Source organism: Neobacillus phoenicis (assembly GCF_047302305.1).
Lineage (GTDB): Bacteria > Bacillota > Bacilli > Bacillales > Cytobacillaceae > Neobacillus.
Genome location: NZ_CP154847.1, coordinates 2,197,737 through 2,221,199, shown reverse-complemented (window position 1 = coordinate 2,221,199; position 23,463 = coordinate 2,197,737). Strand labels below are relative to the sequence as shown.

General features: G+C 37.4%; 28 protein-coding genes and 1 pseudogene. 3 read left to right on the top strand and 26 right to left on the bottom strand.

What is annotated here, in order from left to right; translation table 11 throughout:
- Window positions 1–89 precede the first annotated feature (89 nt).
- The gene (locus tag AA0X95_RS11460) at window positions 90–323 is read left to right on the top strand and encodes a DUF2627 domain-containing protein (protein WP_309860810.1); all 234 of its coding nucleotides are present in this window, start codon (window positions 90–92) and stop codon (window positions 321–323) included.
- Window positions 324–334: 11 nt separating this feature from the next.
- On the opposite strand, the gene AA0X95_RS11455 is transcribed toward AA0X95_RS11460, so the two are convergent.
- A complete protein-coding gene (locus AA0X95_RS11455) occupies window positions 335–1,063 on the bottom strand; it encodes a glycerophosphodiester phosphodiesterase (RefSeq protein ID WP_413308953.1) in 729 nt (242 codons plus the stop codon).
- A 39-nt stretch (window positions 1,064–1,102) separates the two neighbouring features.
- Here AA0X95_RS11455 and AA0X95_RS11450 point away from each other — a divergent pair, with 39 nt between their 5' ends.
- Complete coding sequence (locus tag AA0X95_RS11450; protein WP_309860805.1) at window positions 1,103–1,243, top strand: YycC family protein; 141 nt, start codon at window positions 1,103–1,105, stop codon at window positions 1,241–1,243.
- 250 nt (window positions 1,244–1,493) lie between these two features.
- Here the strand turns inward: AA0X95_RS11450 and AA0X95_RS11445 are convergent, their stop codons facing one another.
- From AA0X95_RS11445 to spoIIIAA, 24 genes and pseudogenes are all read right to left on the bottom strand, one after another.
- Complete coding sequence (locus tag AA0X95_RS11445) at window positions 1,494–1,754, bottom strand: ATP-binding protein (RefSeq protein ID WP_413308951.1); 261 nt, start codon at window positions 1,752–1,754, stop codon at window positions 1,494–1,496.
- A gap of 79 nt (window positions 1,755–1,833) precedes the next feature.
- Window positions 1,834–2,259, bottom strand: a complete 426-nt coding sequence (locus AA0X95_RS11440; RefSeq protein ID WP_413308949.1) for a LytS/YhcK type 5TM receptor domain-containing protein — start codon at window positions 2,257–2,259, stop codon at window positions 1,834–1,836.
- Between the two features lie 174 nt (window positions 2,260–2,433).
- A complete protein-coding gene (gene spo0A, locus AA0X95_RS11435; RefSeq protein ID WP_413308947.1) occupies window positions 2,434–3,225 on the bottom strand; it encodes a sporulation transcription factor Spo0A in 792 nt (263 codons plus the stop codon).
- A 328-nt stretch (window positions 3,226–3,553) separates the two neighbouring features.
- The gene (spoIVB, locus tag AA0X95_RS11430; RefSeq protein WP_413308945.1) at window positions 3,554–4,843 is read right to left on the bottom strand and encodes a SpoIVB peptidase; all 1,290 of its coding nucleotides are present in this window, start codon (window positions 4,841–4,843) and stop codon (window positions 3,554–3,556) included.
- Window positions 4,844–4,967: 124 nt separating this feature from the next.
- Complete coding sequence (gene recN, locus AA0X95_RS11425) at window positions 4,968–6,656, bottom strand: DNA repair protein RecN (protein WP_413308943.1); 1,689 nt, start codon at window positions 6,654–6,656, stop codon at window positions 4,968–4,970.
- Between the two features lie 15 nt (window positions 6,657–6,671).
- The gene (gene ahrC, locus AA0X95_RS11420) at window positions 6,672–7,121 is read right to left on the bottom strand and encodes a transcriptional regulator AhrC/ArgR (protein WP_307286860.1); all 450 of its coding nucleotides are present in this window, start codon (window positions 7,119–7,121) and stop codon (window positions 6,672–6,674) included.
- A gap of 146 nt (window positions 7,122–7,267) precedes the next feature.
- Window positions 7,268–8,107, bottom strand: coding sequence for a TlyA family RNA methyltransferase (locus AA0X95_RS11415; protein WP_413308940.1), 840 nt, complete (start codon window positions 8,105–8,107; stop codon window positions 7,268–7,270).
- Window positions 8,097–10,006: pseudogene (dxs, locus tag AA0X95_RS11410) on the bottom strand (1-deoxy-D-xylulose-5-phosphate synthase). The gene AA0X95_RS11415 and the pseudogene dxs overlap by 11 nt, the downstream one beginning before the upstream one ends.
- 180 nt (window positions 10,007–10,186) lie before the next feature.
- A complete protein-coding gene (locus AA0X95_RS11405) occupies window positions 10,187–11,080 on the bottom strand; it encodes a polyprenyl synthetase family protein (protein ID WP_413308938.1) in 894 nt (297 codons plus the stop codon).
- A 3-nt stretch (window positions 11,081–11,083) separates the two neighbouring features.
- Entirely contained in the window at window positions 11,084–11,317 is a 234-nt protein-coding gene (locus AA0X95_RS11400; protein WP_413308936.1) for an exodeoxyribonuclease VII small subunit, read from the bottom strand.
- Window positions 11,307–12,665, bottom strand: a complete 1,359-nt coding sequence (gene xseA, locus AA0X95_RS11395; RefSeq protein ID WP_413308934.1) for an exodeoxyribonuclease VII large subunit — start codon at window positions 12,663–12,665, stop codon at window positions 11,307–11,309. Before xseA ends, AA0X95_RS11400 begins: the two co-directional genes overlap by 11 nt.
- 121 nt (window positions 12,666–12,786) lie before the next feature.
- Window positions 12,787–13,647 (bottom strand): bifunctional methylenetetrahydrofolate dehydrogenase/methenyltetrahydrofolate cyclohydrolase FolD, encoded by an 861-nt coding sequence (folD, locus tag AA0X95_RS11390; protein ID WP_413308932.1) that lies wholly within the window; start codon window positions 13,645–13,647, stop codon window positions 12,787–12,789.
- A gap of 36 nt (window positions 13,648–13,683) precedes the next feature.
- Complete coding sequence (nusB, locus tag AA0X95_RS11385; protein WP_413308930.1) at window positions 13,684–14,082, bottom strand: transcription antitermination factor NusB; 399 nt, start codon at window positions 14,080–14,082, stop codon at window positions 13,684–13,686.
- Between the two features lie 216 nt (window positions 14,083–14,298).
- Complete coding sequence (locus AA0X95_RS11380) at window positions 14,299–14,706, bottom strand: Asp23/Gls24 family envelope stress response protein (protein WP_308083236.1); 408 nt, start codon at window positions 14,704–14,706, stop codon at window positions 14,299–14,301.
- Between the two features lie 18 nt (window positions 14,707–14,724).
- On the bottom strand, window positions 14,725–16,080 hold the full coding sequence (gene accC / locus AA0X95_RS11375; protein WP_413308928.1) for an acetyl-CoA carboxylase biotin carboxylase subunit: 1,356 nt from the start codon (window positions 16,078–16,080) through the stop codon (window positions 14,725–14,727).
- Between the two features lie 14 nt (window positions 16,081–16,094).
- Complete coding sequence (accB, locus tag AA0X95_RS11370) at window positions 16,095–16,598, bottom strand: acetyl-CoA carboxylase biotin carboxyl carrier protein (protein WP_413308926.1); 504 nt, start codon at window positions 16,596–16,598, stop codon at window positions 16,095–16,097.
- Between the two features lie 257 nt (window positions 16,599–16,855).
- Complete coding sequence (locus AA0X95_RS11365; protein WP_413308924.1) at window positions 16,856–17,416, bottom strand: SpoIIIAH-like family protein; 561 nt, start codon at window positions 17,414–17,416, stop codon at window positions 16,856–16,858.
- A gap of 14 nt (window positions 17,417–17,430) precedes the next feature.
- On the bottom strand, window positions 17,431–18,081 hold the full coding sequence (gene spoIIIAG, locus AA0X95_RS11360) for a stage III sporulation protein AG (RefSeq protein ID WP_413308922.1): 651 nt from the start codon (window positions 18,079–18,081) through the stop codon (window positions 17,431–17,433).
- Window positions 18,074–18,703 (bottom strand): stage III sporulation protein AF, encoded by a 630-nt coding sequence (gene spoIIIAF, locus AA0X95_RS11355; RefSeq protein ID WP_413308920.1) that lies wholly within the window; start codon window positions 18,701–18,703, stop codon window positions 18,074–18,076. The genes spoIIIAG and spoIIIAF overlap by 8 nt, the downstream gene beginning before the upstream one ends.
- Before the next feature lie 12 nt (window positions 18,704–18,715).
- Window positions 18,716–19,915 carry a stage III sporulation protein AE gene (gene spoIIIAE / locus AA0X95_RS11350; RefSeq protein WP_413308918.1) on the bottom strand — a complete coding sequence of 400 codons (1,200 nt, stop codon included), beginning with the start codon at window positions 19,913–19,915 and terminating at the stop codon, window positions 18,716–18,718.
- A gap of 29 nt (window positions 19,916–19,944) precedes the next feature.
- A complete protein-coding gene (gene spoIIIAD / locus AA0X95_RS11345) occupies window positions 19,945–20,334 on the bottom strand; it encodes a stage III sporulation protein AD (protein WP_309867770.1) in 390 nt (129 codons plus the stop codon).
- A 16-nt stretch (window positions 20,335–20,350) separates the two neighbouring features.
- Window positions 20,351–20,554: a stage III sporulation protein AC gene (gene spoIIIAC, locus AA0X95_RS11340; RefSeq protein ID WP_007084610.1), complete on the bottom strand. Its 204-nt coding sequence runs from the start codon at window positions 20,552–20,554 to the stop codon at window positions 20,351–20,353.
- A gap of 11 nt (window positions 20,555–20,565) precedes the next feature.
- Complete coding sequence (spoIIIAB, locus tag AA0X95_RS11335; protein ID WP_413308915.1) at window positions 20,566–21,081, bottom strand: stage III sporulation protein SpoIIIAB; 516 nt, start codon at window positions 21,079–21,081, stop codon at window positions 20,566–20,568.
- Complete coding sequence (gene spoIIIAA, locus AA0X95_RS11330) at window positions 21,082–22,005, bottom strand: stage III sporulation protein AA (RefSeq protein ID WP_413308913.1); 924 nt, start codon at window positions 22,003–22,005, stop codon at window positions 21,082–21,084.
- 216 nt (window positions 22,006–22,221) lie between these two features.
- Here spoIIIAA and AA0X95_RS11325 point away from each other — a divergent pair, with 216 nt between their 5' ends.
- Window positions 22,222–22,893, top strand: coding sequence for an SIMPL domain-containing protein (locus AA0X95_RS11325; protein WP_413308911.1), 672 nt, complete (start codon window positions 22,222–22,224; stop codon window positions 22,891–22,893).
- Window positions 22,894–22,934: 41 nt separating this feature from the next.
- Here the strand turns inward: AA0X95_RS11325 and AA0X95_RS11320 are convergent, their stop codons facing one another.
- Entirely contained in the window at window positions 22,935–23,444 is a 510-nt protein-coding gene (locus AA0X95_RS11320; RefSeq protein ID WP_413308909.1) for a TlpA family protein disulfide reductase, read from the bottom strand.
- Between the last annotated feature and the right edge of the window lie 19 nt (window positions 23,445–23,463).

Here is a 23,463-nt window from a genome sequence, read left to right as displayed (position 1 = left end):
AAAAAGATGCCTTGACAAATTTTATCTATGTACTAATATTTTCTTGAGGTAGAACATTAAATAAAATTAAACGTTGGAAGGATTTATGTATGAAACGGATTATCGCCCTTGCTATTTTAGTCATTCCAGGAATTTTTGCCGCTTTAGGGATCAAATTAATGCGTGATATGACATTTGGTATTCTCCAAGCCCCCTTTCCATTTTTACTACTACAATTTATCGTGGGCTTACTTTTCTTTATTGGAGGTCTAGGATTTGTAGCTGGCTTTATCTTCCATAGAGATCGTAAAAGAAATAAAGTACAAACGAAATTTAAAAAATAAAAAAGAGGCCGTTACGGTCTCTTTTCATATTGTTTCCTTATTCGAAGCGCCTTTACTGGATCATCAGTAATAATAGCTGTGCAATTAATATTAAAGAAACGGTGCATATCACCGTCCTTATTGACCGTATACGGCCGAACAGCAATTCCGTTGTCCATAGTATTCATGATGATATTATCCGACATCGAAGAATGTTTTGGATGAATTCCTCTTGCTCTAATCGATTGTGAATAAATCCATGGCATATAAATCCCTTCAATAAATAGAGGTGCTGTTTCAATTTCTGGGGCTATCCTGTAACTATAGACTATACTATAGTGATTAAAGGAGGAAATAATAATTCGATCAGCTAATCCATACCTACGAACAAGCTGAACGACTTTTTCTTCCATTCCTTCATAGGGAATCAAACCATTCTTTAGTTCAATGTTGCATAAGAGCTTGTTTGTCCGCATCCACTCCAGTACTTCAATTAAGGATGGAATCGGTTCTTTTTTAAGACCTTTATGATTAGCATTTAGGTTTCTAATTTCTTTAAATAAAAAATCTTTAACAAACCCAGTGCCACTTGTGGTTCGATCAACTTTTTCATCGTGAATTACGACAATCTCGCCGTCTTTTGTTAATTGAACATCAAGCTCTATACCATCTGCTCCTGCCTTTTCCGCTTCATAAAAGGCGCCCATTGTATTCTCAGCAAAAGAAGCCGAATAACCACGATGCGCAAAAATCTGTGTCATTTTTTCACTTCCCAACTTCAAAAATGGAGGAACTTTATTATGAAACCATTACAATTATCGCCAGAAACAGCCATCAAACTTTCTAAGCAGTTAAACGTTCCATTAGAACAGCTTATGCATATGCCACAACATATTCTAATCCAAAAACTAATGGAATTGGAAAAGAAACAAGAAAAATAAGTAGAACTTCTTTTATAACATATTAATAATTAGGCTCAGTTAAACTTGCCTGTTGATTTCCGCTCCAGGCGGCTTCGCTTTCCGCGGGCGTGCCGGGGAGCCTCCTCGTCGCTTCGCTCCTGCGGGGTCTCCCCTGCCCCGTACTCCCGCAGGAGTCTTCGCCGCCTTCCGCTCCAATCAACAGAGTTAAAAATCAACAATGTTCTTTAACACAGCCAATAATTAAATACCTTCATCATAGGATGAAGGCTTATACTGGTATCGTTATGAGAAAAGTTGTACCTCTCCCTTTCTCACTTTCAATCTCAATTTTCCCCTTTACCTTATTAACGGTACTATATACCATTAGCATCCCAAGACCTGTACCTTCTTCTTTTGTAGAATAATACAGTTTACCTAAACGTAAAATTTCTTCTTTTGTCATTCCAACTCCAGTATCCTGAATTTTAAATACTATATTTTGCTTTTGTTCAAAGATATCAATCAGTAGTGTGCCGCCTTTTTCCTTCATAGCTTCTATTCCGTTTTTTAATAAATTTATTAAACACTGCTGTATTTGGTTCTTATCATATCTCTTTTTTAGTGTGTTATTAAAACAGAATTGGACTTCCACTTGGTGCATTGTCGGCAGTAGAAATTCTCCTTTTGGAACTTAATTGCTTGAACCTTTGACTAAAAGCAGGTAAAAGGATAATGACTCCCGTAGAATATAAAAATGATTGAAGTATTCCATCTCCACCTAAATAATAACGGTATATATTTAATACTATATATAGCGGAAATACCTTTTTGTAACCTCCAAAAAGGGCAACAATAATAACTGGAATGTATCGCAAATCAACATTAAATCCAACATTCAATTTAATTGGGATAGTCATACAAAGAACCATAGTTACTGTTGACAGAAAAATAAGGATTATTTTATTGAACGAATTTGACCTATTTTCAAAGAAGATTAAAAAAATGACAACTGGTAAAAGTATAAATAGGAAATTTAACAGTAATGTTTCAAACAAGAGGTTTTACATCCTTTCAGCACCGATACATATGTAAAATGAAGACTAGTTCACGCATTATATTATCAGATTTTTTAAAAAATTAGGGAGTGCTTTCTAACCATAAATAAAAGACCAATGAACATTCATTGGTCTTTCTTTTGGTTGGACTTAGGTAAGTTATTCCTCACCCTTTCAAGAAGCCTTATGCTCCAAACGAAGTTTATCTGCCACCATAGCAATAAATTCACTATTGGTCGGCTTAGCCTTTGACATACTGACTGTGTAGCCAAACAATGAAGAAATAGAGTCGATATTGCCTCGGCTCCATGCCACTTCAATGGCATGACGAATGGCACGCTCAACACGGCTTGCTGTTGTGTTATATTTTTTTGCGATGTCTGGATACAATACTTTTGTAATTGATCCTAATAACTCGATATCGTTATATACCATGGAAATAGCTTCCCGCAAATATAAATATCCTTTAATATGAGCTGGTACTCCAATTTCATGAATAATACTAGTAATACTTGCATCTAAATTCTTTGGCTTTTGCTCAGAATGAGAGCGGTAACTTGTTGATGGCATCTTACGTGTAAATGCACTTGCATTACCACTAACCTGACGAATATGGCTCCCTAAGTTCTCCATATCAAATGGTTTCAAAATAAAATAGGACGCTCCCAGTTCAACTGCTTTTTTCGTTACATCCTCTTGGCCAAAAGCAGTAAGCATGATTACATTTGGAAGTGCTCCTTTTTTCAGTTCACGCAGGCGTTCAAGTACAGCCAACCCATCAAGATGCGGCATAATAATATCCAATACAAGAACATCTGGATCAGCAGAAGCTAACATTTCCAAGCATTCTTGTCCATTATGAGCGATTCCTTCAACTTCCATATCATCTTGGGACGAAATGTAGTCCTCTAATAAACCAACTAATTCCCTATTATCATCAACGACACAAACTTTGATTTTCTTCAATTCCAGTTCCTCCCTCAATCTGTTCAATTCTCTATTTCATTTTTCTTAATGTCTGTAGTCTCTTAATTCTATTCTAAATTACAAATTCGACAATGCAACAAAAATTCCTCTCATTTTTTTAATATTTCTTAAAATAGTGATAAAATCTTATCTTTTCTCTGTTTTTCTCACTCATTCGACTAAATTCGCATCTTTTCCAGTAAATAACAGATTTTTGTCGAAAAATCTCTATACAAAAGAAGAAGCAAAATAGGAGGATTACCTATTTCGCTCAAGTAGGGTAACACTATTTATAAAATCGCGGATGAGATGCGATTATATTTCTAATTTAACTTGCTTTATTCTTTGGTGTTTCGTATATATTAATTCCAGCTTCATTTAGCATCCACTCAATATGAACTCCATATCCAGAGGTAGGATCATTCACAAAGACATGTGTTACGGCACCAATAAGCTTTCCATCTTGAATAATCGGACTTCCACTCATTCCTTGCACGATTCCTCCGGTTTTTTCAAGAAGCTTAGGGTCCGTTACTTTTATCACCATGCCCTTTGTAGCTGGAAACTTTTGCGGAATTGTACTAACTATCTCTATGTTAAATTCTTCTACTCGATCATCGTTGACAACTGTTAAAATTTTTGCAGGTCCTTCTTTAACCTGATGGGATAATGCTATTGGCAGCGGTTTATCCATGATTCCATTTTTTAAATCTTTATTTAGCTCACCAAAAATACCAAAGGGACTGTTTTTTTGGATATTTCCTACAATTTCACGGTCAGAAGAAAAACGTGCAAGTTTTTCACCTGGATCTCCATTACTTCCCTTCTCAATAGAGGTAACGGTAGAACGGACAATTTGCCCATCTTCAACGACAATTGGCTTTTTTGTATCCATGTCTGAAATGACATGTCCTAGGGCACCATACTTTTTAGATTGTGGATGAACAAAGGTCATCGTCCCAATTCCTGCTGCTGAATCCCTGATATATAGCCCAAGTTTATAAGTGTCTTCTCCTTTATCTTTCAAAGGAGTAAGTTTTGTCGTAAATTTCCCACTCTCTCTACTAATAACCATATCAAGAGCTTTTCCATCCTGTCCGGCTGTTTGGACAAATGGTGCGACATCTGTCATTTTTTCAATTTTGTTCCCATTTATTTCTGTGATAATGTCTCCAACCTTGATTCCAGCAATTTCACCAGGTGATTTTTTTCCATTTACTGTATTGATTAAATGGTGTCCGACCACTAAGACACCTACTGTATTTAGCTTTACTCCAATTGATTGACCACCTGGAATGACGCGAAAATCCTTTAAAACATGTACATCGACCTTTTTTATAGGGATACCAGCAAATTCTAGAAGCATTTCGTTTTTCCCTTTTTCCATTGCCTTTACCGAAACTGCATGCTTTTCCTGATCAAGTGTGATATTTGAATTGTGAGATTGTATAGCGGCTGATACCGGGGCAGCCTTTTTAAACGTGTAATCTTGGCCTTCAAAAACTGTAATGGTTTTTGGTATTGCAAGGTACTGCTGTATAGGCTGAAAAAAGATAAAGCTAATTAATGAAACAAGGAGAATTCCACCAATAATCTTTCTAATTATGTCTAACTTCAAATTTTTCACTCTCCTCGCTTCTTTTCACTACTTTGAAGAAATGGCTACATCTTTAATTTTGCCTCCTTGACAAGCATTTATAACTCGGTTCAACATAAAAAAGCTACCCTTATTGGATAGCTTTTCAAGTTTTTTTATTTTCCCCCGCTAAAAATAATAATTCTTCAGCGTGTTTCTTTGTAAGATCGGTAATTTCCGCTCCAGAAATCATTCTGCCAATTTCTTTAATCTTCTCTTCTACATTTAACGGTGTTACATAAGTTTTTGTTCTTCCTCCAGTAATAACCTTTGAAATAAACAAATGAGTATCTGCCATGGCAGCTACTTGAGGTAAATGTGAAATACATAAAACTTGTGAACCAGATGCAACCTTATAAATCTTTTCTGCAATCGATTGAGCTACTCTTCCGCTCACACCGGTATCGACCTCATCAAATATTATTGACGTAACACCTTGGTGTTGAGAAAAAATGCTCTTAAGTGCCAACATAATCCTTGATAATTCTCCCCCTGAAGCAACCTTTGACAAAGGCTTCAGTGGTTCACCAGGGTTTGTTGAAATATAAAATTCCACATGATCAACACCAGTTTTAGAAAAGTGTTCTATATCTGTTTCAAATCGGATTTCAAATATAGTCTTGGCCATGTATAATTCTTTCAATTCTTTATGAATGAGCTTGGTAAGTCTTTCTGCCCACTTATGACGGATTTCAGATAATTGTTTAGCCTCAAGAATTAGGTCTTTTTTGATAGAAGATAATTCTTTTTCTAATTCCGATATATGTGTTTCTTTGTTCTGTAAGGTTTCAATTTCTTCCTCAATCTTTGCTGCATATTCAACAATATCACTAATTGTTTTACCATATTTACGTTTGAGCTGGTTAATTTCATTTAGTCGATCCTCAATTTCATTTAACCTTTGGGGATCGTATTCTAAAACATCCAACTCATTTCGTAATGTTCTCGCTGCATCTTCCAGCTGGTAAAAACTATTCGAAACAGATTCAAATATATCTTTATACGTTGTGTCAAGCGATGCAGCGTCTTCAAGATAACCCATGACCATACCTATCCAGTCTAGTCCTCTTTGCTCCCCGCGAAGGGCCGAATAACTCGATTGAATCGCCTCAAATGTTCTTTCAAAATTACCTAACTTTCTTCTTTCTTCTGAAAGCTCTTCATCTTCATGAATCTTTAGATTGGCTTTTTGTATTTCGTCTAATTGAAATTGAATTAAATCCAACCGATGTGCTGTTTGTTGATCATTCTCACTTAATGACTTTAGCTTTTGAAGTGTTTGCTCGTACCTTCGAAAGACATCCAAGTATTCTGCATGTGAACCTGCAATTTCATCAGAACCAAACTGATCGAGCAATGTTAAATGTCTTGTTTCATCCATTAACTCCTGATGTTCATGTTGCCCATGAATATCAACTAAAGTTGAACCAATTTCTCGAAGGGTTGATATTGTAACAAGCTTACCATTGATTCGACATACACTTTTTCCTGTTCGAGAGATATCCCTTCGTAGAACCACCATACCTTCTTCAATATCAATACCGAATTCTAATGATTTCATTATAATGGGATGATTTGGATCATCCAGTTGAAAAAGCCCCTCAATTTCAGCCTTCTCCTCACCGTGACGCACAAATTCTGCAGATCCTCTACCGCCTACAAGTAAATGGATAGCATCAATGATTATTGACTTTCCTGCGCCTGTCTCTCCCGTTAATACAGTTAATCCCTTTTCGAAGGACACGGAAAGGGATTCAATTATCGCAAAGTTTTTTATTGATAGTTCTGCTAACAACGAACTCTCCCCCAATTAAAGCATGTCAAGGAACCGATTTGTAATTACTTCTGTATCTTCTGGTGTTCGACAAATAATTAACATGGTATCGTCTCCACATATTGTGCCTAATATTTCTTCCCAATCCAGATTGTCAATGAGGGCACCAATTGCCATTGCATTACCTGGCAAACATTTCATTACTAGTAAATGCCCCGCAGAATCAATCCTTACAAAAGCATCAATTAACGATCTTTTTAATTTTTGCAATGGATTAAAACGCTGATCCGCTGGAAGGCTGTATTTATAACGACCATCAATCAATGGAACTTTTACTAAATGTAGTTCTTTAATATCACGTGAAACGGTGGCTTGTGTCACATTGTAACCAGCATTTTTAAGCTCATCAACCAAATCATCCTGAGTCTCAATATCGTTGCTGGCAATAATTTCTCTAATTTTAATATGACGTTGACCTTTATTCATTCTTTCACCCCATAGTCTTTAAAAACATCAGAATATTTTGTACTAAAATGTCGTATATACTTCATATGGTAGCCCATTTTCCTAAAGTTGTACATGAAAATCCTTTATAAAAATACATTAATATACATAAAAGGATAAGCAATTGCCTATCCTTCTGGAGTCTGTTTCGTTTTAAATTCTAGATGAGCTTGTTTTACGATATCCATAGGGGCGAAAGGGAGATTACTTTCACCGAGTTCGCGCTCACCTTCCCATTTTAAGTGTAATAAGAATTCAATATTTCCATCGCCGCCTGTAATTGGAGAATAGGAAAGATTAGTTACTATATATCCTTGTTCAACGGAAAAATGAATGATTTTTTCAATCACTTGTAAATGAACCTTCTCGTCACGAACAATTCCTTTTTTACCAACCTGATCACGGCCTGCTTCAAACTGAGGCTTAATAAGTGCAATTATATCACTACCTGAAATCAGTAATGTTTTTAATACTGGCAAAATCAGAGTTAAGGAAATAAAAGACACGTCAATAGAAGCAAAATCCGGCATTTCCCCAACGAGATCTGCTGGAGTTACATAACGAAAGTTTGTCCGTTCCATAACCACAACTCGCTCATCCTGTCTTAGTTTCCAAGCAAGCTGGTTATAGCCTACGTCAAGTGCATATGACATTTTCGCCCCATTTTGTAAAGCACAATCTGTAAAACCGCCTGTAGAAGCGCCGATATCAAGCAGAACCTTGCCTGTTACGGTTACATCGAATACTTTTAGTGCTTTTTCAAGCTTTAACCCGCCTCGACTGACATATGGCAGCATATTTCCTTTGATATTAAGTGGAATGTCCACTTTCACTTTTTCACCGGGTTTATCTAACCGCTCTTCATTTGTGTATACAAGCCCTGCCATAATCGCTCTTTTTGCTTTTTCTCGTGTCTCAATCAAACCTCGCTCCACGAGTAACACATCTAATCGTTCTTTATTTTTCATTATTTATGCCCTTTGCTGTTTTTTCCTTGCCATTGTGGACACTTTTTTGACCACTTCTTCAGTAGTTAATCCTATTTCTTCTAATAGTGACCCTACATCACCATGTTCAATAAATTGGTCTGGAATACCAATTCGGTCAATTAATGCCTGTGTATAGCCGCGGTCATGCGCAAATTCAAGCACAGAACTTCCAAATCCACCTTGTAATACCGCTTCTTCCACAGTAAGGAGAGGGATATTTTTTTCTAACAATCCTAATAGCATTTTATCATCTAGAGGCTTAATGAACCGAGCATTAATGACCTTTACAAAGATCCCTCGCTTTTCAAGGATCTCAGCCGCTTCCATCGCCATTGGAATCGTTGTTCCAAAAGTTAGAATAGCCGCATCTTCCCCTTCTTTTAAGACCTCCCATGTGCCTATAGGAATCTTTTTAAATTTCTCATCCATCGACACTCCTAAACCATTTCCACGCGGAAATCTCATAGCAATTGGTCCATCATCATAATTTAACGCCGTATATACCATATGTTGACCTTCGTTTTCGTCCTTTGGCATCATTAAAACGATATTAGGAACGTGCCTTAGAAAAGCAATATCAAATACACCTTGGTGTGTTTCACCATCTGCGCCTACTAAACCTGCACGGTCTATTCCAATGAATACGTTTAAGTTTTGGCGACATATATCATGTACAACCTGGTCGTATGCTCGCTGTAAGAAAGTGGAATATATAGCTAGAAAAGGCTTCATATTTTGAGTAGCCAATCCTGCAGCGACCGTAGCTGCATGTTGCTCAGCAATCCCTACGTCAAACATTCGATCAGGAAACTCGCTGGCAAATCCTTCAAGCTTTGATCCAACAGGCATTGCAGGAGTAATTGCCACAATTCTATCGTCCTCGCGAGCGAGTTTTCGAACGGTTTCACTAACCAAACTGCTCCATGCTGGTGGCTGTGCTTTTACCGGCTTTACAAAATCACCTGTTTCCATTTTATATGGACCTGTACCATGCCATGTACCCGTCTTATCGCTTTCTGCAGGCTTATATCCTTTCCCCTTCTTAGTAATCACATGAAGGAGAACAGGGCCTTCTGTTTTTTTCGCATAGGCAAGGTTTTCAAATAAGTCCTCAAAATTATGACCATCAATTGGTCCTAAATAAGTAAAACCAAGTTCTTCAAAAAACATTCCAGAAACAAATAAATATTTAAGGCTATCTTTTACACGTTCAGCAGTGGCTGCAAGAACTCCACCGACAGCAGGAACTTTTTTCAATATCACTTCTAGTTCATCTTTCACCCATTGATATTTTCCAGCTGTTCTCAATTGACCAAGGATATTATGTAATGCCCCAACATTAGGCGCAATAGACATTTCGTTATCATTCAGAATAACAATCATATCCTTTTTTTCATGGCCAATATGATTTAAAGCTTCTAATGCCATTCCACCTGTTAAGGCACCATCTCCAATCACTGGAATAACAAAGGACTTTTCCTTTTTTATATCCCTGGCAATCGCCATCCCCATAGCTGCAGATAGAGAGGTTGAACTATGTCCTGTCTCCCAAACGTCATGTTCACTTTCAATACGTTTTGGAAACCCACAAAGGCCTTTATATTGACGCAAAGTATCAAATTCACATGCTCTGCCGGTTAAGATTTTATGAACATAAGACTGATGTCCTACATCCCAGAGGATCTTGTCCCTTGGACTGTCAAAACATTTATGTAAAGCAATTGTTAGTTCAACTACACCTAAATTTGGTCCAATATGGCCTCCAGTTACAGACAGCTTTTCGACCAAGAATTGACGAATATCCTGACTTAAAGCCTCCAACTCTTTATTTGTCAATCCTTTTAAAAAGGATGGGTCTTTTATTGATAACAGATCCATTTTTGGACCACTCACTTTCATACTTTTTCTATCTATACATCTGTTTAAATTTCTTACTGTTTATCATAACACTTTTTCTGAAAAAATAGCCGCTAACACTTAGTGATAACGGCATTGTCAACGTTTTCTACATTGAAAATAATTATAACACACATAGTTCAATGCCTCAAATACCCTTTGTTAATGATCCCTTGATGCTACTAAATCAGTGATTTCACTTAGGAGGTGGGTATTTAAGCCTGTCTTATCCAGATTTTCCTTCGCTGAGGCAATTTGTTCTTTCAGTGCTGTTCGTGCACCTTCTAAGGTTAACAATTGAGGGTATGTACTTTTTAGATTTGTGGTATCGCTTCCTACAGGTTTACCGATTATTTCTTGATTCCCAACCAAATCAAGGATATCGTCTTGAATTTGAAAAGCAAGTCCCAAATGATGAGCAAACCCTGATAGGTGATCAAGTTGTTCTTGATTAGCACCTGCCATAATTCCACCAGCCAAGACACTAAAACCGAGGAGCTTACCTGTTTTATGAATATGTATATACTCCAGCTCTTGAAGAGTAAGTGATTTTGCTTCCCCTTCCATGTCTGCTACTTGTCCACCGACCATCCCTTCCGTTCCTGCAGCTTTTGCCAATTCAACAACTAATTTAAGCTTAGATTCAGCTGAGAAAACGTCGGTCGGAAGCTGACTTATTACTTCAAAACTATAAGTTAATAATGCATCACCAGCTAAAATCGCTATGGCGTCGCCGAATACTTTATGATTGGTCGGTTTACCCCTTCTTAAGTCATCATTATCCATACTTGGAAGATCATCGTGGATTAAGGAATAGGTATGAATCATTTCAATTGCAGCGGCAGCAAATAACCCATTTTTCGGATTCATTCCAAACGCATCTAAGGTAGCAAACAATAATAAAGGGCGAATTCTTTTGCCTCCTGCTTCTAGAGAATAAATCATTGATTCTTTAATAATGGGAGGAGCCTTAAGCTTTTCAACCAGCCTTCGAAGCTCATCTTCAAGCAGCTGTTTATACTCTTGTGCAAACGTTTCTAAAGCCCTAGTTTCCAAGTCTTATTCCTCCTCTTCAATAGAAAAATTCTCTTTACGTCCATCCTCTGTAATGATTTGAGTAAGTTGTTCTTCCACACTTTTCAATTTATCATGACAAAGCTTAGATAATTCCATTCCTTCTTTATAAAAAAGAATGGCTTCCTCCAAAGGTACATCCCCTTCTTCAAGTTTATCTACGATTTGTTCTAACTTTGTCATTGCATCTTCAAAGGATAACTTTTTTTCATTCGTCACTTTTTTCGCTCCCCTTTATGTTCTCCACTTTACAGAAAAGGCTACCATCAGTTAATTGAATATGTACCTGTTCATTCACGCTTACCTGGTTAACACTCTTCACCAATCGGTTATCCTCTGTATAAGCCAAACTGTACCCACGTTCCATGATTTTTAATGGACTTAAAGCTTGTAAGGTCGATAACACCCGGTTAAAATCATTTTGTTTCCTTGCTAGTATTTGCGCCATAGAGCGGATCATTTCTTTTTGAGAACGCTCCAAACGATTGGTTGATTCCGTAATCATTTCTCTCGGATGGTTACGTTGTAACCGTTTATGTAGGACATCATGCTGACCCTTTTTTATTAATGATAACCTCGAGGTCCCACGAACCAGCATCTCTGTTAATTTGTCAACCTGTTCCAATTTTTGTTCATATAAACGATGTGGGTACCGAAATGCATAGGATTTTTTCGCACGATTTAATCGTTCACGCTCAAATTGAAATTTCCCCTTCATAGCACGAAGCAGACGGGTTTGCCGCTGAAGGATTCTTTCCATTAATTCTTCAATATGTGGAACCGCAAGCTCCGCAGCACCTGTAGGAGTAGGAGCTCGCATATCAGCAACAAAATCGGCAATTGTAAAGTCTGTTTCATGACCAACAGCAGATATAATTGGGATTTTAGATAAAAAAATCGCACGTGCTGTTATTTCCTCATTGAACGCCCATAACTCCTCAATTGAGCCTCCACCACGTCCAACTATTAATACATCAATTTCGTTCATGGTATTTGCCTTTTCAATTGCCTTAACAATCGAAGGAGCTGCATTTTCGCCTTGCACAAGTGCTGGTAAGACAAGAATATTAGCAATGGGATAGCGTCGTTTAATGGTTGTAATGACATCTCTAATTGCCGCACCTGTTGGAGAAGTGATTACACCAACTGTTCTTGGAAACATCGGGATAGACTTTTTGGTTTCAGCTGCGAATAACCCTTCTGATTCAAGACGCTGTTTTAACTGTTCGTAGGCTAAAAACAATTCACCAATACCTTCTGGACGCATTTCCTTAATATAAATTTGATATTGTCCGCTTGGTTCGTAAACAGAAATATCCCCTTTAACGATTACCTTCATCCCATTTTCAGGAGAAAATTTCATAAGACGGGATTGGCTGGAGAACATCACCGCAAGAATCCGAGCTTTCTCATCCTTTAATGTAAAATACATATGTCCACTCGAATGCTGTTTAAAATTTGAAATCTCCCCCCTTACATGCATATCTCGTAAATGGGGATCCGCATCAAATTTCCTTTTTATATATTTGGTTAAAGCATTCACAGATAAATATCTTTGTTCCTGCATTTCTAATCCTCTTTTCGGCTGATTAGCTGAAATTGTCCTTATCCATTATACATTTCGCTCTTTTTTTGTCAGAAAGATTGACTTAAAAAGAACAAAAAGAATAATGGATAAGGACAAGCACCTACTTATTACGGTTTAGACTTTCAGCGGCTGACTTTAAGGTATTGTACATGAGCATGGTAATCGTCATGGGACCTACTCCCTTTGGAACTGGAGTAATATATCCTGCTTTTTTACTTACTTCTTCAAAAGCAACATCCCCACAAAGCTTACCTTCCTCATTCCTGTTAATTCCTACATCGATAACAACCGCACCTTCTTTGACATGTTCAGCCTTTATGAAGTTTGGAATGCCAACTGCAGCAACAAGGATGTCCGCTTGATTGGTATGTAACTTTAAGTCCCTGGTTTTTGAATGACAGTATGTGACTGTTGCATGCTGATTTAAGAATAATTGACCTACAGGCTTACCTACGATATTACTCCGCCCTACCACCACAACATGCTTTCCTGGAATGGATATACCCGATTCTTCAAGTAAAACCATAATCCCATATGGTGTACAAGGAAGAAAAGTATTCTGTCCTGTCATCATCCTGCCAATATTTATAGGATGAAACCCATCCACATCTTTTAACGGGGAGATGGATTCAATCACCTTTTTTTCATCGATATGTCTAGGTAGTGGCAATTGAACTAAGATTCCATGCACCTCAGGATCTTCATTTAACACATTAATCCTTTGAAGAAGTTCTTCTTCTGAAACCTCCTCATGCATTTCAATTAATAGTGAATTCATCCCTAATTGTTTACAAGCCTTTTCTTTGTTTGTTACATATGTTCGAGAAGCATGGTCATTACCTACAAGGATAACCGCTAACCCTGGAGTGACCCCTTGCCCTTTTATCCTGTTAACCTCTTCAGCAATTTCAACTCTTTTTTTCTCGGCGATCTCTTTTCCATTAATAATTGTGGCTGTCATTTTCAACTCTCCCTATACTAGGAGTGAAACAATCAATTAATTGGCAAGAAGCGTTTGTTTCACCTTTGAAAGAACTCCATTAATAAATTTGCTTGATTGGTCATCCCCGTAAATTTTAGCGATCTCAATGGCTTCATCTAAAATAACATTTTCAGGAATTTCATTTTGATAAAACTTTAATTCATATGCAGCAATTCTCAATAAGTTTCGGTCTACTGTTGCCAAACGATCCAGAGACCACTTTTCAAGGTTTTCAATTATTAGCTTGTCAATTTCTTCTTTGTGTTCTACCACTCCTAAAACTAGGTTTGATAAATACTCGTCTCCCACTTCCCCCTCTAATACATGTTCAATAGCTAATGATGGTTCAGTATTGCTTACATCGATTTGAAACAGAGCCTGTAGCGCTTTTTCCCTTGCTGTTCTTCTTTTCATTATAACGTTAACTCCTTTAGATATATTAAATAATTTTTGTCTATTTTTCATACATAGTATAGAAATTCAACTTCAAGATAGTTTTCACATAAAAAGATAATAGCATAACTAAATTAGATTCGCACTGTAAGGTTCATTTTTTTCTTATTCCATCATTTTATTAGAATAGTTAGATAAATAAAAAACCAAAGGAATATCTCCTTTGGTTTTCTTAGGTTATACTTCTTGATCTACTTCTGGCTCATGCTTTTGGTTTTCAAATTGAATTCCAACTACATGAATGTTTACTTCTTCAGCGTCTAAAGCAGTCATATTTAGTAATGCTTGACGAATATTGTCTTGGACTTTTCCAGCAACAGAAGGGATAGATACCCCAAACTTCATCATGCAGTATACATCCACTTTAATCCCTGTTTCGGTCAGTTCGACCTTAACACCTTTACCGTGATTTTTCTTGCCTAATCGTTCTACAACGCCTGTTGCAAAATTGCCCCTCATGCCCGCAACACCTTCTACTTCAGCTGCAGCAATACCGGCAATTACTTCAATTACTTCAGGAGCAATTTCAATTTTACCATGACCGTTATTTCCTTGGTCCATTTCTAAAACACTAAATTCGCTCATTCGTAACACCTCCAGATATTAGATAGTCTTCATCACATCATACAATTCTAGGAATTTCGTATTGAATTGTCCGTCAACGAATGTTTCATGATCAAGTAACTTTAAGTGGAATGGAATCGTCGTATGGATTCCCTCTACAACAAACTCACTCAATGCACGTTTCATTCTGGAAATTGCCTCTTCCCTAGTGCTGCCATATGTGATAACTTTCGCAATCATGGAATCATAATAAGGCGGAATAGTATATCCTGGATATGCCGCTGAATCAATACGCACACCTAATCCGCCAGGCGGTAGGTACATATTAATTTTACCGGCAGAAGGCATAAAGTTCTTTTCCGGATTTTCTGCATTAATCCGGCACTCAATTGCCCAGCCAGTAAATGTAACATCCTGTTGATTTACTGTTAGCTTCTCGCCTTGTGCCACACGAATTTGTTCTTTAATAAGGTCTATTCCAGTGACCATTTCTGTTACGGGATGCTCAACCTGAATCCTCGTGTTCATTTCCATAAAATAAAACTTACGATTGCGGTAGTCATATATAAATTCTACCGTGCCAGCACCCGAATAATCAACTGCTTTCGCAGCTTTTACTGCTGCATTACCCATTTCTTCACGAATTTCACCATCAAGTGCTGGTGAAGGTGATTCTTCAAGAAGTTTTTGCAGTCTCCGTTGGATTGTGCAGTCGCGTTCACCTAGATGGATCGTGTTGCCGTAGGTATCAGCTAGAACTTGAATTTCTACATGGCGGAAATCCTCAATATATTTTTCAATATAAACACCTGGATTACCGAAAGCTGTCATTGCTTCCTGTTGGGTAATCGAAATGCCTTTAATTAACTCTTGTTCGTTTTTGGCGACACGGATTCCTTTACCGCCTCCACCGGCTGTTGCTTTAATTATAACTGGATATTGAATTCTCTCGACAAGTTCAAGAGCTTCCTCAATCTCATTAATTATTCCAGTTGACCCTGGAACGATTGGTACTCCAGCTTCTCGCATAGTTTCCCTTGCAATATCCTTCGTTCCCATTTTGTTAATTGCCTCTGGACTTGGCCCGACAAAAATGATGTTGCATTCTCTGCAAAGCTCTGCAAAATCTGCATTTTCCGCCAGGAATCCATAGCCTGGGTGGATCGCATCGCAGGCAGTCAGTTTTGCTACACTAATAAGATTTGTTACGTTCAAATAACTATCTTTTGATGCTTTAGGTCCAATGCAATAGGCTTCATCTGCCAATTGAACATGTAATGCTTCACGGTCTGCTTCTGAGAAAACAGCAACTGATTCAATACCCATTTCTCGGCAGGCCCGAATGATTCTTACTGCAATTTCTCCTCTGTTTGCAATTAACAGTTTTTTTATCATCCTGTTATCGCTCCTTATTCAGGCTTTACTAAAAATAAAGGCTGTCCGTATTCTACTAATTGACCATTTTTAACTAGTACTTCTACAATTTCGCCATTTACTTCAGCTTCAATTTCATTAAATAATTTCATCGCTTCAACAATACATACAATCGAATCCTTTGATACCTTATCTCCTGCTTTTACATAAACATCTGCATCAGGTGTTGGCGAAGCATAAAAAGTTCCAACCATTGGTGATGTAATTTTATGTAGATTGGATGTATCAGCTTGGTTTGTCGCTTCCACTTTCGGTGCTTCTTGTTTTGTTTCTGCTAATGCAGCAGGTGCAGAGACTGGAGCTGCTGCTGCTTGAACAGGTGCAGGCGTAGCTTGTAAAACGGGTTGAACTGTCGTTACCACCGCAGCAGCATTTTTCTTCATTTGAATTTTGGCGCCTTCATTCTCATATACAAATTCATCAATGCTAGACTGGTCTACCAATTTAATTAATTCACGAATTTCTTGTACTTTTAACATTTGAGTAACACCCCTTGTAACACTTTAATTAGGACTAGCTACTAATACTATACGATAATTCTTAGTAAAAGTTCAATAAGCTAAATCATTTCCTTGAAACATTTCACTCATTCCCTTTCATCTTTTATCTTAATCTTTTTATATGAAAAAGGGAATTTTAACAATTTGATTATCCTCAAATGAGTATTTTTCCCTAATTATTAATAAATAAACAATAAAAAAGGAAAGCCATGGACTTTCCTTTTAAAGTCTATCTACTATTTTGATGGCTGGAATTCCACTGCTACGTAATTGGTTTCTCCAATTTCTTTCTTTACCTGTTGAATAATTTTATTTGCTTCAGATGCTGAAGGCTTTTTCTTAGATTTTACTGTTACTCTTACTTGCTCGCCATCAGCTCTAACCAAAGCATCTTCATAACCCATTGTTCTGATTAATGTTTCAAGAATTTCTTCTTTTTGAGCAGTTTGGTTTAATCGATCCATTTGATCCTTCACCTTACTACGCTCATCTGCTGGAAGATTAGTGGAAGCTAATTGAGTCGTTAAATCTTCTTGCATTTGGCTTCTTAGGTCATCAAGCTTCATACGAAGTTCCTCAAATGCATCATCACCTGCTACAGTTGATACAATTGTTTTTCCACCCTTAGCCTCAGTTTTTGAATTAGCCTGCTTTTGATCCATTTGATCTTTGGCATTTTGCTGAACAGCCGCAAGATCATTAGACTTTTGCTCCGGTGAAGTAATGTAATACACTGAAAGGACAACCACTAAGCTTAACATTGTTAATAACCAAACTGTTTGTTTCTTTAATAACATATAAAATCCCCCTCTTATTTTTTAGGCATAACGGCGACACGGTGGCTTGGCACTCCTAACGCCCTTGTAACTGCTTCTACAATCCATTTTTTCACCTGAATATTGTCAGCGCCTTTTGCAACTACCAATACCCCTCGAATTTCAGGTTTTTTCGTTTCCACAACGATTGGTCCCTCATTTTCCCCAGCTCTTACAATAACGAGTTGTTCATCGGTTGAAGATTCCTGTACTTTCCGTTGTCCACCTTCACGATCCGTTTCTTCCGTTGTTTGCGATTTTGAGACTTTATTTTTCTCTAAAACCTTTTTATCTGTTGAATCAATATTCACAACGACAGTAACATCATTCACACCTAACATATCCTGAAGTGCCTTCTTTAGCTGATCCTCATACTTTTCTTCATACTCAGCAATGGCCTTATTTCCTGAGCTCTTTTTCAAGCCAAATGCAGGGACATCCTCTGCCTCTGCCTTTGTATTTGTTGAGGCTGGAATATCTGTAGGACTTGTATCGGTTTTGAATACAATGTTCCCCACAAGCATAAACGCTGCACCAATACATAGAACGAGAAGCATATATTGGTATTTACTTGGTTTCTTTTCTGTTTTTTCATCTAATTTAAGTATTTTTTTGAGCCATGAAAATGGTCCTTGTTTGTTATCCATTTTTCTTTTTTATCCCCCCTTCAATCGAAACTTCTACTGTTTCTTCAGTTACATTCCACTTCTGCGAAAGAAATGAGGTAATTTTTTCTGTTTCTTCTGTTGATCCTTTTGATGGAAGAGGTTTTTCTGTGTTTATTTCTATTTGTTTAATCGCTTCGACTGACTGTACGCCATTTTCCGGTTGTCTCAGAAGAACCATAACCTTTTGGAGGTTTTCAGGGAATGCTTGGTCGCTTTCTTCATTTATTGCTATATCAACTTTTGCTATCTCCAATCCGTATTGTTCCATCAACTCCTCCTTAACGTCCTTTTTTAGCTGGACAGCCATTTCTTCTAAAATATATGCATGTTGGGAAGCTTGTATTTCTTTTTTCTTTAAATCTATTAAATTTTTCATGTTTTTTTCACCTGGTGCTTGATATGAAGGGATTGATGCCAGTGTTGTTTCAAAGTCTTTGGAGATTAATTTAAAGATGGGGGTGAGAATAATAGCAATTAAGAGTAGGCCTGTAACCATCTTCGTATATTTTTGCAGGCTTGAATTAGGAAGCAACATATCTATTACCGTTGCTAACAAGATAAATAAAATAATATTCGTTACCCACTCTGTTAAAAACTCCATTATTGATCCCCCCTATCTCATCATCATTGTCAGATTTCCAGCAGCGACGATTACTGTAATACTTAAAAAGAACATCAGTGAAACAATTCCCAATGCAGCAAAAACATAAATAACGCTTTTACTGATAATATCCAAGCATTTAATGATTGGGCCACCGCCTAATGGTTGAAGAATGGCAGCTGCAAATTTATAAATGAAAGCAATCATTAATATTTTTATTGCAGGGAAGGCAACGATAATTAGTAAAATAGCTACTCCTGCGATACCAACCGTATTTTTTAATAGAACAGAAGCACTTACAACCGTATCTGTTGCATCCGTAAACATTCTGCCAATAACGGGAATGAAATTACCGGTAACAAATTTTGCTGTCCTTATGGTTACTCCATCCGTAACTGCAGCAGATGCACCTTGGACCGAGATTACACCCAAAAACACGGTTAAGAACAGACCCATTAAACCGATACTCCAATTCCTCAGTAATTGAGCTAACTGCGAAACTTTGTATTGCTCGGACATTGTACTTACAATACTTAACAATGTTGCTAAGAATAGAAGTGGAAGAATAATATATTGCATGAATAAACCACTCATATTCATTAGAAATAAGATCACAGGATGGAAAAATGCCGCCGATATTAGTCCTCCAGATGCAGCAATTAATGCTAGCAGAAGAGGAACAAGTGCCAGGATAAAGGAAGTCATCGTCCCGATCGCTTCATTTGTGTAGCTGATAGCAATATGAAAACTATTAAGCGCAAGGATGATAAGAACCATATATACAATGGAATAGGCAACCTTACTGATCGCACTTTTCTCAAACGCATTTTGCATAGATTGCAGGAACATACTAAATATGGTTAACATAATTAACGAACCAAGCAATTTTCCATTTGCCACAAATTCATGAAAGGCAAATTTCAGAATCCCCTGACCCCATTGCTTAAAGGAGAATTTCTTATCTCCTTTTATGAAATCATACAAGCTTCCCTTCTGACTTTCTGGGAGAAACCCACCATACTTATCGGTAATGTCTTCCCAAAATTGTTTTAATTCATCTAAATCTAATGTTTCCAGTTGAGCATCAACGAGTTCCTGTGGAGAAAGAGAGGAAGTGTTAGCTTTCTGCTCTTCAGCAGCTTGGACACTTGGAGTGAGTAAAAAAAAGAATACAAGAATGATAATAGGAATAATCTGCAGCCTCTGCTTCATTTTATAAACACCTCATTAAAAGAGTGTGATTAGCTCGGAATTAATTTAATAATGGTTTCAATTAAAACGGTTAATATCGGAATCGCCATCGCGAGTATGATTACTTTTCCTGCTAATTCAATCTTAGAGGCGATTGCTCCTTGACCCGCATCCTTTGTTATTTGAGTAGCAAATTCTGCAATATAAGCAATACCAATGATCTTTAGAATGGTTTCAACATAAACAAGATTTACACGTGCATTCACAGCTAATTTTTCAAGCATATGAATGATTTCATAGATTTTATCAACTAAAAAAAGAAAAATGACACAGCCTACAAACACAATTAAAAGGAAGGCAAAGTTTGGCTTTTGCTCCTTTATGATTAGAGCTAGAAAGGTGGCAATGAGAGCTACTCCGACAATTTTAATGATCTCAATAGCAAAGCCCCCCTCTCTATTGAAACAAGAAAACCGATTTTATTTTCTGGAACAAGTCATCCACAATAGATGCCACCTGAAATAAAATATAAATAAAACCAAATAAGGTAACCCATTGCGCATATTCTTTCTTACCCACCTGATCAAGCACGGTATGCAAGAAGGCAACTACGATCCCCACACCTGCTATTTTAAAAATAATATCCACTTCTAAACCCATTGCTTTTCCCCCTAAAATAATAAAATAATTAGTAATAATCCCGACAAAAATCCTAGGCTCTTTACCATTTTTTCATATTTTGATTGCCGATCGATGGCATCCGCTTCTTCTCTTTCAAGATGCGAAAGAGTCAGCATAATATGTTTTTGTTGGGAAAAGCGATCATGACGACCAAGGGTTTCCCCAAACTGCTTCATAATTTCAAATTCTCCCTGTTTTAAAGCTGTCGCCTTCCAGACCTCTTTTAAACTTGTTTCCCATGCTTCTTTGACAGTTGTTTCTGTGTCTGTAAGTTTCTTGGCAAATGAGTCAAAAAAAGTGGCAAGTGGATTAGTAAGTTGCTCAGCTAGTCTTCTGGATGCTTCATGCAATGGTGTGTGTCCATACATGATCTCTGCTTCAAGTGACTGCAGCGCCGATCTTAGTAGGCGAAGCTGTCTCGGACGCTCACTTAAATGCTTTGCCGCTTCAAACCCTGTCCAAGTTGTGGCAACAATTATGATAATAGCCCCTAATAGCTTAATCATTTATGTCACTCTCACTTTTTGCGTCAATTCTTTCCCATTAGAATCTAAAATATGGGTAATCGTACCTGGTCCAGATGCTCTACTAAGGACAATAAATCGTTGAAAAATGTCCTGATCAATGATTTCCTTTAAAGAGGGGCGTTTTCTAATCTCCTCAATGCTCGTCCCGTGAGTGGTCATGATTAGTCTAATTCCGGCATGCACAGCCTCCTGGATCGCTTCAGCATCTTCTTTGCGGCCGATTTCGTCTACAATTAATACATCTGGACTCATTGAACGAATGAGCATCATCATTCCTTCAGCCTTTGGACAGGCATCCAATACATCAAGCCGGTGACCAAAGGTTAATTGTGGTACTCCATTTACACATCCGGCAATCTCACTACGTTCATCAACAATCCCAACCTTGCTAGCCTGTATTCCCTTTGACCAATAACCAGATGATATGATTCTTGCTAGATCACGCAGCAGTGTCGTTTTCCCTGTCTGAGGGGGTCCTATAATCATGGTATGCATCCAGCTGTTTTTAAAAAGAAAAGGCACAATTGGTTCAGCAATACCTACCTTTTCTCTTGCAACCCTAATGTTAAAAGAGGAGATATCTCTAATCGCCTTTACCTTTCCCTCCTCAAGAATGACCTTTCCAGCCAACCCAATTCGGTGCCCCCCAGAAACAGTTATATAACCCCGTTTTAGTTCTTCCTCAAGTGTATAAATTGAAAAATGGCTTATTTTATTCATCAGGTGAAATGCATCTTCAGGTTGAATAATGTAGGATAGAAATTTGGGTGCTCCCTTTAAGGTCATTTCGATTGGTCTATTTATTCGAATGCGAATTTCTTCAAGTTCTTCTTTTTGCTCAGGAGGGATTTGGTTAATTAGATCTGCAATATTTTTTGGTAAAAAATTTAGGATTCCTTCCATGACTGGTTCCTCCTTGATTTGCCTTTCTCATTATTTAAAATGTATGCCTGCTTGGACACATTATGACTTTCAAATCTGTCAATTCATTCTATTTTTTTGCTAGGTTTACTAGAACTGATTTCATTGAATCCGAGTGATTTCCCTACTAAATAGGAACATATCTGAAGAGGAAGGAGTATTTTATAGAAAAATCGTTATGTTAAGGGGAGAATTAATATGTATCATTATCAACAGCCTAACCGAAGTGGAGGCCATCCTAAAGGGCAGCATTTAATAAAAGTAACTGGGGAGGGCGATATGTCGGTCCAGCCCGACTTAGCTACTGTAAACTTAGGAGTTATTACGGAAGGCAAAGAACTGATACCAGCGCAGCAGCAAAATGCCATTCATAGTACAAAGGTCATTCAAACTTTAGTGGAACTTGGAATTCCCCAAACACATATACAAACATTTGATTACCGAATAGAATCTGATTACGATTATGAACAAGGGAAACAAATTTTTAGAGGATATAAAGTAACTCATATATTGCAGGTGAAAATGGAAGATTTAACTATGATGGGAAAAGTGGTAGACAATGCTGTCCAAAATGGGGTAAATTACGTTTCAAACATTCAATTCACAGTAAAAAATAAAGAGCCATATTATCAACATGCCTTGGTTCTGGCTGTAAATAATGCAATCGGGAAAGCCCAAACAATTGCCGACTCGATAAACGTCACACTAATACCCACTCCTAGTTTAATTGTGGAAAACAGTAGTTCGATTCACCCCTACTCATATCAGCCGGAAACAATGGTTAAAGCAATGAGCACCACTCCGTTAGAACCTGGACAAATAAAAATAAAAGCAAACATATCAGCAGATTTTCACTATCGAAATATATAAAAAAGAGGATGACACCATCATCTGATGGGTCAATCCTCTCTTTACTTATTATATTTCTTTGCCCAGTTATACAATTGCATTTCTGTAACAGGTCCGTTAAAGTGCTCTCTGATTACTCCCTGTTTATCAATAACAAACGTCTCAGGCTGCCCAGTTACATTATATAATTTTGACACTTTAGCATTATAATCAAATAGGTAATTCATTCCTGCTTTATTGTTTTCAGTTACTTTATTAATTTTATCCTTTGTCTCTCCACGATTAATCATAAGAAGATTATATTGATCACCATAATCTTTTTGGAAAGCTTCTAACTCTGGGAATTCGTCTTTACAAGGAGCACACCAGCTGGCAAAATAATTTAAAATAACTACTTCACCCTTATAATCCGCTAGCTTGGTATTGCTGCCATCTAGGTTTGGAAGTTCAAAATTATAAGCCTTATCGCCTACATCGGTGTGTTTCCCTTTTGTGACAAGACTATAAGCAAAGAAAGCAAACATGCCAACAATTAGAATCATGACGAGCAATTTGATGACTCGTTTGTTCATCTTATTTCCTCCTGCTCCC

What these genes read in the sequence shown, in the direction of transcription:
- accB (WP_413308926.1), bottom strand. Translation starts at nt 16,598, where the DNA reads ATGTTAAAAGTACAAGAAATTCGTGAATTAATTAAATTGGTAGACCAG.
- AA0X95_RS11365 (WP_413308924.1), bottom strand. Translation starts at nt 17,416, where the DNA reads ATGTTATTAAAGAAACAAACAGTTTGGTTATTAACAATGTTAAGCTTA.
- spoIIIAB (WP_413308915.1), bottom strand. Translation starts at nt 21,081, where the DNA reads ATGATTAAGCTATTAGGGGCTATTATCATAATTGTTGCCACAACTTGG.
- AA0X95_RS11380 (WP_308083236.1), bottom strand. Translation starts at nt 14,706, where the DNA reads ATGAGCGAATTTAGTGTTTTAGAAATGGACCAAGGAAATAACGGTCAT.
- AA0X95_RS11450 (WP_309860805.1), top strand. Translation starts at nt 1,103, where the DNA reads ATGAAACCATTACAATTATCGCCAGAAACAGCCATCAAACTTTCTAAG.
- folD (WP_413308932.1), bottom strand. Translation starts at nt 13,647, where the DNA reads ATGACAGCCACAATTATTAATGGAAAAGAGATCGCCGAGAAAAAAAGA.
- xseA (WP_413308934.1), bottom strand. Translation starts at nt 12,665, where the DNA reads ATGCAGGAACAAAGATATTTATCTGTGAATGCTTTAACCAAATATATA.
- nusB (WP_413308930.1), bottom strand. Translation starts at nt 14,082, where the DNA reads ATGAAAAGAAGAACAGCAAGGGAAAAAGCGCTACAGGCTCTGTTTCAA.
- AA0X95_RS11455 (WP_413308953.1), bottom strand. Translation starts at nt 1,063, where the DNA reads ATGACACAGATTTTTGCGCATCGTGGTTATTCGGCTTCTTTTGCTGAG.
- spoIIIAA (WP_413308913.1), bottom strand. Translation starts at nt 22,005, where the DNA reads ATGGAAGGAATCCTAAATTTTTTACCAAAAAATATTGCAGATCTAATT.
- spoIIIAF (WP_413308920.1), bottom strand. Translation starts at nt 18,703, where the DNA reads ATGGAGTTTTTAACAGAGTGGGTAACGAATATTATTTTATTTATCTTG.
- AA0X95_RS11320 (WP_413308909.1), bottom strand. Translation starts at nt 23,444, where the DNA reads ATGAACAAACGAGTCATCAAATTGCTCGTCATGATTCTAATTGTTGGC.
- AA0X95_RS11415 (WP_413308940.1), bottom strand. Translation starts at nt 8,107, where the DNA reads ATGAAAAATAAAGAACGATTAGATGTGTTACTCGTGGAGCGAGGTTTG.
- spoIIIAC (WP_007084610.1), bottom strand. Translation starts at nt 20,554, where the DNA reads ATGGGTTTAGAAGTGGATATTATTTTTAAAATAGCAGGTGTGGGGATC.
- accC (WP_413308928.1), bottom strand. Translation starts at nt 16,080, where the DNA reads ATGATAAAAAAACTGTTAATTGCAAACAGAGGAGAAATTGCAGTAAGA.
- spoIIIAE (WP_413308918.1), bottom strand. Translation starts at nt 19,915, where the DNA reads ATGAAGCAGAGGCTGCAGATTATTCCTATTATCATTCTTGTATTCTTT.
- AA0X95_RS11445 (WP_413308951.1), bottom strand. Translation starts at nt 1,754, where the DNA reads ATGAAGGAAAAAGGCGGCACACTACTGATTGATATCTTTGAACAAAAG.
- spoIIIAG (WP_413308922.1), bottom strand. Translation starts at nt 18,081, where the DNA reads ATGGATAACAAACAAGGACCATTTTCATGGCTCAAAAAAATACTTAAA.
- AA0X95_RS11325 (WP_413308911.1), top strand. Translation starts at nt 22,222, where the DNA reads ATGTATCATTATCAACAGCCTAACCGAAGTGGAGGCCATCCTAAAGGG.
- AA0X95_RS11460 (WP_309860810.1), top strand. Translation starts at nt 90, where the DNA reads ATGAAACGGATTATCGCCCTTGCTATTTTAGTCATTCCAGGAATTTTT.
- ahrC (WP_307286860.1), bottom strand. Translation starts at nt 7,121, where the DNA reads ATGAATAAAGGTCAACGTCATATTAAAATTAGAGAAATTATTGCCAGC.